The organism is Rhabdaerophilum sp. (genome assembly GCF_046092605.1).
In the GTDB taxonomy this organism is placed as follows: domain Bacteria; phylum Pseudomonadota; class Alphaproteobacteria; order Rhizobiales; family Beijerinckiaceae; genus Rhabdaerophilum.
This window is the reverse complement of record NZ_JBJTDY010000167.1, coordinates 1-6,096: the sequence shown is the minus strand read 5'-3', so window position 1 is coordinate 6,096 and position 6,096 is coordinate 1. Positions and strand designations below refer to the sequence as shown.

Below are 6,096 nucleotides of genomic sequence, written 5' to 3'. Positions count from 1 at the left end.
GCATTGGAATGCGAAGGAGGAGACCCGCGCGGCGGTGGCTTTCATCCTCGATCGCACCGTGAGGATGCTCCACCCGTTCATGCCTTTCATCACGGAAGAGCTGAACGCGGCCTATGGCGAGTTCGCCGGGCAGGCAGCAGCGTTTTCAAGCGAAGTGGGCACCGGTTCGCGTGAAGAAAACGCGTCAGGAAACAAAAGGGGGCAATTGTGCACCGGCATCTGGCCCGCGCCGATCGGCGTCGCGGATGCAGCGGCAGAAGCGGAGATCGGGTTTACGGTCGATCTCATCTCCGAGATCCGCTCGGCGCGCGCGGAAATGAACGTGCCGGTGGCGACGCTCGCGCCTCTTGTTTTCGTGCAAGCCGATGCGGCGGGCGTAACGCGCGCCAAGGCCGCGGAAGATGCGCTTCGGCGCATGGCGCGCGTCTCGGAAATCCAGTTCATGCACGAGGCGCCCGCGCAGAGCGTGCAGATCGTCGTGCGCGGGCAGGTGGCCTGCATTCCGCTCGCGGGGATCATCGACATCGCGGCGGAGAAGAAACGCCTCACGGGTGAGCGCGAGAAGCTCGTGAAGGACATGGATGGCACGAAGCGCAAGCTCGACAACCCGGATTTCGTGGCGCGCGCGCCCGAAGAGGTGATCGAGGAAAACCGCGAGCGCCTCGCGGAGGCCGAGAACCGTATCGCTCGGATCGACGAGGCATTGAAGCGGTTGGGGTGATGCCCTGCGCCTGATCGGGAACTGAGCCGTCCGGCCTTGCCGGGCGGCTTTTTCATGCGGCGTCTTTTCGGGACGCATGCTTGCTTTTGTGATGTTTCCGCAACAGGCCGGATGGATTCGAAATGCGCCTTTTGGCGGCACGGGCTCCGCCGCTTTTGCGCCACAAAGCGCGCGCCAACCATGCTCTTGCTAACGACCTTGGAAACTTAAGCTTTTTTGGTCGGGGAGGTGGTTCGGCTGGTTAACCAAACCGTAACTCCCGACCGCCCCGGGTGATTGAGACAGGCGCGCGCCTGTGGCAATCGCTAGGGTGGGTGGAAAACCGGCAAAAGAGATGGGTTTTCAGGGACGAAAAGGAACGGGCGATGACTGAATTCACGTACAACAAGGCGAAGCTCCCGAGCCGTCACGTGACGGAAGGACCGGAGCGCGCGCCGCACCGTTCCTATCTCTACGCGATGGGCCTCACGAAGACCCAGATCCACCAGCCGCTAGTGGGCGTCGCCTCGTGCTGGAACGAGGCAGCACCCTGCAACATCTCGCTGATGCGCCAGGCGCAGGCCGTGAAGAAAGGCGTCTCGGCCGCTGGCGGCACGCCGCGCGAGTTCTGCACCATCACCGTTACCGATGGCATCGCCATGGGCCATCAGGGCATGAAATCCTCGCTGGCCTCGCGCGAGGTGATCGCCGATTCGGTCGAGTTGACCATGCGCGGCCATTCCTATGATGCGCTGGTGGGCCTTGCGGGCTGCGACAAATCCCTGCCGGGCATGATGATGGCGATGGTGCGCCTCAACGTGCCGTCGGTCTTCATCTATGGCGGCTCCATCCTGCCGGGCACCTGGCGCGGCCAGCAGATCACCGTGCAGGATGTGTTCGAGGCCGTCGGCAAGCACTCGGTGGGCGCGCTGGACGACCAGAGCCTCGAGGAAATCGAGCAGGCGGCCTGCCCCTCCGCCGGTGCCTGCGGTGCGCAGTTCACTGCCAACACCATGGCGACCGTATCCGAGGCCATCGGTCTCGCGCTGCCTTATTCGGCGGGCGCACCGGCGCCTTATGAAATCCGCGACCGGTTCTGCATGACGGCGGGCGAGATGGTGATGGAGCTCATCGCCAGGAACATCCGCCCGCGCGACATCGTGACCCGCAAGGCGCTGGAAAACGCGGCCGTGGTGGTTGCAGCGTCGGGTGGCTCCACCAATGCCGCGCTTCATCTTCCGGCCATCGCGCATGAATGCGGGATCGATTTCGATCTGTTCGACGTCGCGGAAATCTTCCGCAAGACTCCGTATATCGCGGACCTCAAGCCCGGAGGCAGGTATGTCGCCAAGGACATGTTCGAGGTCGGCGGCATCCCGCTGCTGATGAAGACGCTGCTCGACCATGGCTACATGCATGGCGACTGCCTGACCGTCACCGGCCGCACCATCGCCGAGAACCTCGAGAGCGTGAAATGGAACCCGAACCAGGATGTGGTTCGCCCGGCCGATAATCCGATTACCGTCACGGGTGGCGTGGTGGGCCTGAAGGGCAATCTCGCCCCCGAGGGCGCCATTGTGAAGATCGCCGGCATGGCGCAGGACAAGCTGGCCTTCACCGGCCCGGCCCGCTGCTTCGACAGCGAGGAACTCTGCTTCGAGGCCGTGAAGAACAGGCACTACAAGGAAGGCGAGGTTCTCGTCATCCGCTACGAGGGCCCGAAGGGTGGCCCGGGCATGCGCGAGATGCTCGCGACCACCGCAGCGCTCTATGGCCAGGGCATGGGCGACAAGGTTGCGCTCATCACCGATGGCCGCTTCTCCGGCGCGACGCGCGGTTTCTGTGTGGGCCATGTTGGCCCGGAAGCGGCCGTCTGCGGCCCCATTGCCCTGATCCGCGACGGTGATGTGATTGAACTCAATGCGGTCACAGGTGTGCTCAATGTTCGCCTCACCGATGCCGAATTGGAAGCGCGTCGTAAGGACTGGAAACCGCGCGAGACGGATTATCAATCCGGCGCGCTCTGGAAATATGCCCAGCAGGTTGGCTCGGCGCGCGATGGCGCCGTGACCCATCCGGGCGGCAAGGCCGAGAGGCATGTCTATGCGGATATCTGACACGTTCCGACCGTCGGCGGTGCCCTTGGCGTTCGTCGTCGCCCTTGCTCTGCAGGGGGGCGCGCTGGCTTTCGACGTGAAGGAAGGGCCGGCCCCTGCCAATCCGCCGCCGGGAATGCTGTTCAAATCCATCGGTGACTCGCTTCGGGAGGGCCTTAACGCTCTTTCCAGCGGCAATTCCGAAATGGCGGTGCAGGCGCTGGGCTATGCCGCGCGTGAGGGCAATGTGGCCGCGCAATGGAAGCTCGGCCGGATGTATCAGGATGGCGAGGGCGTTCGCCGCGATGATCTCAAGGCCTACCAGCACTTCTCCGAAATCGCGAACCGCCATGCGGATGTGAGCCCGGATTCGCCGCATGCCCGCGTGGTGGCGCAGGCCTTCGTGGCTCTTGGGGGCTATCATCTCGCGGGCATCCCGAATTCGCGTGTGAAGCGCAACCCGGTCCGCGCCACCGAGATGTTCCACTACGCCGCTTCGTATTTCGACGACGCGGATGCGCAATACCACCTGGGGCGCATCTTCTCCGAAGGGGTGGCAGGCCCGCGCGATCTGCATCAGGCGGCGCGCTGGTTCAACCTCGCGGCCGAGAAGGGGCATGTGCCGGCGCAGGCGCGTTTGGGCCAGATGCTCTTCAACGGCGACGGCGTACCCCGTCAGGGCCCGCGCGGGCTGATGTGGATGCAGGTGGCCGCCAACAAGGCCTTCCCCGGCCGCGATGACTGGGTGGTCGAACTCAACACCCGCGCCCGTTCGGTCGCCACGGAAGACGAGCGCCGCCTCGCGGATGCCTATTTGCGAAAATACGAGCGCTCCGGCCGCTGAGGCCGTTCGGTCGCCGGACTTCGTCAACCCCTGAGCCGGCACCAGACCGGCACGTGATCCGAGGGCTTTTCCTCCGCGCGCAATTCCCGATCGATTCCCGCTTCGACGAGACGATCTGCCGCCAGCGGTGAAAGCAGCAGGTGATCGATGCGGATTCCGTTATCGCGCTGCCAGGCCCCGGCCTGATAATCCCAGAACGAATAGAGGCGGGGATTGTCACTCGTCGCGCGGATTGCATCCGTGAAGCCGAGAGAGACGAGACGGCGGAAATCGGCGCGCGATTCGGTCTGGAACAGCGCGTCATCCCGCCAGTTCTCCGGAAAGCGCGCATCCTCCGGCGCGGGGATGACGTTGAAATCGCCCGCGATGATCAGTGGCTCCTCGAGCGCGAGCAGGCTTTCGGCATGGGCGGTCAGCGCGGCCATGAAGGCGCGTTTGTATTCGAATTTCGGGCTGCCCACGGGATTGCCGTTGGGGAAATAGACACCCGCAATGCGCAAAACGGCACCCAGCCTATGCCCGGGCGGCAGGCTCACCACGCCCTCGATGTAGCGCGCCTGCTCATCCGGGAAGCCCGGCAGGCCGCGATGCTCGATCGCCACGCCGTGGCGCGAGAGGATGGCCACGCCGTTGAAGGTCTTCTGCCCGAAGGTCTCGACCTGATAGCCAAGGGCCTCGATCTCCTCGCGCGGGAAGGCCTCGTCGAGGCATTTCAGTTCCTGCAGGCAGACGACATCCGGCTCGCGGGATTTCAGCCAGCGCGCGAGGTGCGGAAGCCGCTGGCGGATGGAGTTGACGTTGAAGGTCGCGATCAGCATGGCCTTCCTGTAGCAGCCTACGCGGGCAAAGGGCAGAGTGGGCGTGCATTGCCTCGGGGATAGCTGCATGTTTCAAGTCGAACGTTCCTTCCTGGCCGCCTATTGTGAACGCTCTGGCGACCCCTCGTTCTGGGCCGAGCCGCTCAATGCCATCACCAATGCCGGGTTCCTCCTCGCGGCCCTGCTGGGCTTGCGCCTGCTGCGCGGGGGCAGGGATGTGCTGCTCGCTTGCCTCTCCGGGCTGGCCTTTGCCATTGGCGTCGGCAGTTTCCTGTTCCACACTATCCCTAACCGCATCACGGTGATGCTCGACGTGTTGCCGATCCAGGGGTTCATCCTGCTCTATCTTGGCCTTGCGCTGCGGCGTTACCTAACCTTGCCGCTCTGGGCGGCGCTTCTGGGGCCGGTGCTGTTTTTCCTCGGCAGCAGCGCGCTGGTCTCCGCTTTCGGCAGCCGGGCACTGGGTGGTGGCATCGGCTATGTGCCGGCGCTCGCTGCCTTGTTCGGGGTTGCGCTGCTGGCTTGGCTGAAGAGCGATGCCGCGAGCCGGCTCGCGGCGGCGCATCTCGCGGGGGCCGGGGTGCTCTTCGCCATCTCGCTCACCCTCCGGACGCTGGATCGCCCACTTTGCGGGATGGTGCCCCTTGGCCTGCATTTCCTCTGGCATCTGCTGAACGCCACGGTGCTGGCGGTGCTGCTCCTGTCCCTCGCGCGCCACAGGCGCATGCAAAATGCCGATTCGGCCCAAAGGTGAGACCCTCATGACATCCTCGCGCTGCAACACGCCCCAGAAGGAGAGCTTGAGCTACCGCCTCGCGGCGCTCGACCCTGATTTCATCCTCGGCGATTCGACGCGCAGCCTTCGCTTCGCGCTGGAATACCAGAAGGCGGAGGATGCCCTGCGGGCCGCGAGGATCAGCTCAACGATCGTGGTTTTCGGCTCGGCACGCTTCCGGGAGGGGGATCCGGGCATGCCCGGCCGGGCTTATGCCGAGGCGCGGGCCTTCGGCAGCCTCGCCTCGCGCGAGGGCGGGGCGATCGACCGCAATGACGACCACCATAACGTGATCGCTACCGGCGGCGGCCCCGGCATCATGGAAGCGGCGAACCGGGGCGCAACGGAGGCGGGCGCACCCTCCATCGGCTTTAACATCACCCTCCCGCATGAGCAGGAGCCCAATGCCTGGTCCACGCCGGCACTGACCTTCCGCTTCCACTATTTTGCGCTGCGGAAGTTTCACCTTGCTATGCGCGCTGCGGCTCTCGTGGTCTTTCCCGGTGGTTTCGGAACCTGCGACGAGTTGTTCGAGATCCTGACCTTGCGGCAAACGGGCAAGATGAACCCGCTTCCGGTGGTTCTGGCCATGCGCCAATACTGGGAATCCGTGATCGATTTCAAGGGCATGGTGAAGGCCGGGGTGGTGGATGCCACCGATCTCGATCTTTTCTCCTATGCCGATGACGCCGAGGGTATCTGGCAGGCCCTGCAATGCACTGGCTTAGGCCGTAAACCCATAAACGGCTGACCGGGATTCCCTGACATGGGCAATCGTGATTCAAGCTCCTTTTCAGGAGCTTTGAGATGGGCCGCTACGACCTGACGGACTTCGAGTGGGAGTCGATCAAGCCTCACCTACC

At 64.3% G+C, this 6,096-nt stretch carries 6 protein-coding genes; 5 read left to right on the top strand and 1 reads right to left on the bottom strand.

From position 1 onward, the window contains the following. From ACKODO_RS12905 to ACKODO_RS12895, 3 genes are all read left to right on the top strand, one after another. Positions 1–721, top strand: a 721-nt coding sequence (locus ACKODO_RS12905) for a class I tRNA ligase family protein (RefSeq protein ID WP_408983843.1), incomplete at its 5' end; no start/stop codon positions are given. A gap of 365 nt (positions 722–1,086) precedes the next feature. Then, positions 1,087–2,817 carry a dihydroxy-acid dehydratase gene (gene ilvD / locus ACKODO_RS12900; protein ID WP_408983842.1) on the top strand — a complete coding sequence of 577 codons (1,731 nt, stop codon included), beginning with the start codon at positions 1,087–1,089 and terminating at the stop codon, positions 2,815–2,817. Positions 2,818–2,836: 19 nt separating this feature from the next. Then, a complete protein-coding gene (locus ACKODO_RS12895; RefSeq protein WP_408983841.1) occupies positions 2,837–3,640 on the top strand; it encodes a tetratricopeptide repeat protein in 804 nt (267 codons plus the stop codon). 23 nt (positions 3,641–3,663) lie between these two features. On the opposite strand, the gene xth is transcribed toward ACKODO_RS12895, so the two are convergent. Then, positions 3,664–4,458 (bottom strand): exodeoxyribonuclease III, encoded by a 795-nt coding sequence (gene xth / locus ACKODO_RS12890; protein ID WP_408983840.1) that lies wholly within the window; start codon positions 4,456–4,458, stop codon positions 3,664–3,666. Positions 4,459–4,525: 67 nt separating this feature from the next. Here xth and ACKODO_RS12885 point away from each other — a divergent pair, with 67 nt between their 5' ends. Beyond that, complete coding sequence (locus ACKODO_RS12885; protein WP_408983839.1) at positions 4,526–5,212, top strand: ceramidase domain-containing protein; 687 nt, start codon at positions 4,526–4,528, stop codon at positions 5,210–5,212. 7 nt (positions 5,213–5,219) lie between these two features. Beyond that, entirely contained in the window at positions 5,220–5,984 is a 765-nt protein-coding gene (locus ACKODO_RS12880; RefSeq protein WP_408983838.1) for a TIGR00730 family Rossman fold protein, read from the top strand. Positions 5,985–6,096: the final 112 nt, after the last annotated feature.

Coding starts and splice junctions, on each gene's coding strand:
- ilvD (WP_408983842.1), top strand. CDS start 1,087: ATGACTGAATTCACGTACAACAAGGCGAAGCTCCCGAGCCGTCACGTG.
- xth (WP_408983840.1), bottom strand. CDS start 4,458: ATGCTGATCGCGACCTTCAACGTCAACTCCATCCGCCAGCGGCTTCCG.
- ACKODO_RS12885 (WP_408983839.1), top strand. CDS start 4,526: ATGTTTCAAGTCGAACGTTCCTTCCTGGCCGCCTATTGTGAACGCTCT.
- ACKODO_RS12880 (WP_408983838.1), top strand. CDS start 5,220: ATGACATCCTCGCGCTGCAACACGCCCCAGAAGGAGAGCTTGAGCTAC.